This is a genomic window from Kiritimatiellales bacterium (genome assembly GCA_041656295.1).
Taxonomy (GTDB): Bacteria; Verrucomicrobiota; Kiritimatiellia; order Kiritimatiellales; family Tichowtungiaceae; genus Tichowtungia.
Genome location: JBBADV010000045.1, coordinates 1 through 3,026 on the forward strand (window position 1 = coordinate 1; position 3,026 = coordinate 3,026).

Here is a 3,026-nt window from a genome sequence, read left to right on the forward strand (position 1 = left end):
CCCTGTCGGGGAAACATAATAATCGGCAGAAGTCGGCGCGGTGTAGCCCGGTGTAGCGCCATTGTCCCGCGCCATTTTTTAACCTCTCAGAAATTAGGACGGGTTGCTAACCGTGAAGCGGAGCCAACCGTTTGTCGCGTGGGGATTGATCGTCAGTTTGTTTGTATCAGTGATCGATACGTCCGTGCCGCCGGTGTTGATATTGGCAAAGCCGATTACAGTTTTATCCGAATTGGTATTGTCGATAAATGCATATTTGCGAGCGGTGATGCCGCCGCCAGATGCCGTCCATTCCACAGGATCGCCGTCGAAAATAACACTCGATCCGCTTTGCGTAACCGTCTGATTGGCTACGGAAATTCCGCCCGTAGTGTAACCATTGCCGTTTGCCACCTCGCCGGTGATGTCGGAATATTTTGCCGTAGAGACGGAAATATTCGTCCCGGAAGTAAGCAGGATGATTTTGATATCATCCGTATTTAGATTGACCTTCGAGGCCGCGATTGACCCCACAAGGTTGATGAGAAAATTATTTACGAGGGAAATTTGCTGTGTGTCGGCCATTTTGGTACTCCGGCGCTAGGTTAAAACAGGTTTTCTTTGATGATTAGCTTCGGCCCGTCGATGAATATATCGTAGCCGTTCGGCGGGATTAGCTTGATTTGCATTTCCGCATACACCGTCTCGGTAAAAGACGCGGTATCGGATGGCAGCATCTGCAAATATGCTTTTCCTGGATTGTTGGTCTGATCGGGATCAATCACAGCGTCACGTGACACAAAAACAATTCCTTCCGAAGCAATTCGACAAGTCACTTGCGCAAGATCAAGATTGATAAATCCTCTCGGCACAACGACGCCGCGCGAATAATCATAGGTAGCTTCTGCCAGCCGGAAATAGATTTTCGGGCCCGCTCCCTGGAAAAATTCAAAAGTCTCGGTTCTGACGTCACAAATATTCATGGTTTAAATTTATATCAAAAATGTATACCATACGCCACTAGATATTGTACCAGGCAGTTGGCTGCTGCTGCTATGTAGTGTAGTTTCGGGTTTGCGTTATGGAGCGGTCAGATATGCCTGATATTGACGAGTTAAGACGTCGATTAGCGGACCTCGAAAAAAACATGTCTATCATACAAGAGCGAGTTGAAAACCTACGCGAGGCACAGCGCAAGGAAGATGCGTTTAAGCGCAGCATGTTTTACATCGTCCTATCGTCATTTGTCGCGACAATCGCCTATTTCGGGAAAGGCGTTTTGGACAAGGTGACATTTAAATGATTAAAATGATTGCGTTTTTTCTGGTTGTCAATCCGCTCATACTTTGGGCGCAAGAGCCAATGACGCAATCAATTGTGGCTATTTTGGAGCGCATACAATGACAAGCAGGCACACTCTCCACGATATCGATATCATGGCGCGCACGATTTACGGCGAGGCGGCGGCGAACAGCGAAAAATCGGCTATCGCAGTCGCGAACGTAATTATGAACCGGGTCCGCTATCAGAACTGGCCTTCGACGATTGCGGAAGTCTGCCTTCAGCCGTGGCAATTTTCCTGCTGGAATTCGAATGATCCGAACCGCGCGCGCATCCTTGCCGCAGATGGAAAAGACAAGTGGTTTACGCGATGCCGCCAGATTGCGGCACAAGTCGCAAGGGAGCCCGGCGGATCGGCAACGGATCCGACAAAGACGGCAACTCACTATCACACTTTTGCAGTCAGTCCGAGTTGGGCCAAGAAAAAAGCCGCCTGCTACAATGATGGGTATCATTACTATTACAACAACATCGACACGCCGCCGCCGTCTTGCGCAAAAGATGCCCTGGAACACGAAAGGCCGATCAGCAAAACGCGAACCGTTCGCGGCGGCAAGATGGCTGTGGCGGGCGTCGCGGGCAGCGGTGTTTTGATGGAATTGCAAAGTCAATTGGAGCCGCTGATCCCCTACAGCGAATATCTCAAATACGTCTTTCTTGGCGTCGCGCTGATATCCATCGGCGTGATGATATATGCGCGCATTCAGGATCGGCGCGAGGGCTTGCGATGATCCGGGCTTTTTTTTCGGCAATAACTGGCGCGCTTTCCGGAATATGGGGTTATGTTATTATCGTCGCCGGAGGCGCTGTTGCTGTCCTGGCAATCCTCGCCGGAGCTCGATCGGCAGGAAGAGATAGCGAGAGGGTTAAAAATGCAAAGCAGGCTATCGAGATTATCAAGCGTCAGCGGCAGGCCGCAGCTCGCAGCCCTTCCGATCGTCGCGGCGTTGCTGACCGGATGCGTGACGGTAGCTTCTGACCCGTCAATCTGTCCTCCGATTGCGCAGTACAGCCCGGAATTTCTGGCGGAGGCGGCGGACGCACTCGACGCACTTCCCACCGGCTCCCCGCTCGAGCGGATGATCATCGACTACGGCCGCGAGCGGGACATGTTGCGGGCGTGTCAGTGATGAGATGCGTGTGATAATTTACCGTCCCACCATATCGCGTATAGTGTCCTGCCACGCGAGTGCCAGTAATCAAAGCAATCCGAATTCCCGCAGCATCTCGAAATAGATCATAGCCTTTCTGGCCTGGCTGGAAAGCCTGGTCGGCTCGCCGTTTCGCTGCAATGTACCGTTCTCAATCGACCGAATGGCCCGGTTTCCGGAATAACCAAGAATTTCAGCCGCTCGCTGCTGCGTCAATTTATGCCGGCAGCGGAATTCGTAAATGATTTCTCTATCGGATTTTTCCCGTCCGTCATCGGTCAGCCACCACGGCAGGAACGTTGGATCCTCTGACATAAAAACATCATTGATATCGCTCATCTTTTCCTCCTCTTCCATCCGTATTTTTCTTCTATCCGGTCGAAAATCTCTTTGGCTATTTTCTGATCTTCCGGATTGCTTGTCCCGTATACGATCATTTCCATTCTGCCGCCTTCTTTTTTTCTCAGGTCAATTTTAATGTCGGGAAGCAGCTCGTCGAATTTGTCCATAATTTCCGACATCATTTCCCGCCATTGCTCGACATACGGCGTAACC

The 3,026-nt window shown here is 50.9% G+C and carries 7 protein-coding genes; 3 read left to right on the forward strand and 4 right to left on the reverse strand.

Features of this window, described 5'->3' with window-relative positions; all coding sequences use genetic code 11:
- Nucleotides 1–93: 93 nt before the first annotated feature.
- Together WC959_12910 and WC959_12915 are read right to left on the reverse strand one after the other, a co-directional pair.
- Complete coding sequence (locus WC959_12910; GenBank protein ID MFA5690015.1) at nt 94–564, reverse strand: hypothetical protein; 471 nt, start codon at nt 562–564, stop codon at nt 94–96.
- Nucleotides 565–584: 20 nt separating this feature from the next.
- The gene (locus WC959_12915) at nt 585–962 is read right to left on the reverse strand and encodes a hypothetical protein (GenBank protein ID MFA5690016.1); all 378 of its coding nucleotides are present in this window, start codon (nt 960–962) and stop codon (nt 585–587) included.
- 113 nt (nt 963–1,075) lie between these two features.
- Here WC959_12915 and WC959_12920 point away from each other — a divergent pair, with 113 nt between their 5' ends.
- From WC959_12920 to WC959_12930, 3 genes are all read left to right on the forward strand, one after another.
- Nucleotides 1,076–1,282, forward strand: coding sequence for a hypothetical protein (locus WC959_12920; protein MFA5690017.1), 207 nt, complete (start codon nt 1,076–1,078; stop codon nt 1,280–1,282).
- Between the two features lie 133 nt (nt 1,283–1,415).
- A complete protein-coding gene (locus WC959_12925) occupies nt 1,416–2,051 on the forward strand; it encodes a cell wall hydrolase (protein MFA5690018.1) in 636 nt (211 codons plus the stop codon).
- A gap of 51 nt (nt 2,052–2,102) precedes the next feature.
- The gene (locus WC959_12930; protein MFA5690019.1) at nt 2,103–2,450 is read left to right on the forward strand and encodes a hypothetical protein; all 348 of its coding nucleotides are present in this window, start codon (nt 2,103–2,105) and stop codon (nt 2,448–2,450) included.
- 69 nt (nt 2,451–2,519) lie between these two features.
- On the opposite strand, the gene WC959_12935 is transcribed toward WC959_12930, so the two are convergent.
- Nucleotides 2,520–2,810 (reverse strand): hypothetical protein, encoded by a 291-nt coding sequence (locus WC959_12935; protein ID MFA5690020.1) that lies wholly within the window; start codon nt 2,808–2,810, stop codon nt 2,520–2,522.
- A partial coding sequence (locus tag WC959_12940) for a hypothetical protein (GenBank protein ID MFA5690021.1) occupies nt 2,807–3,026 on the reverse strand: 220 nt, incomplete at its 5' end. The genes WC959_12940 and WC959_12935, both read right to left, overlap by 4 nt.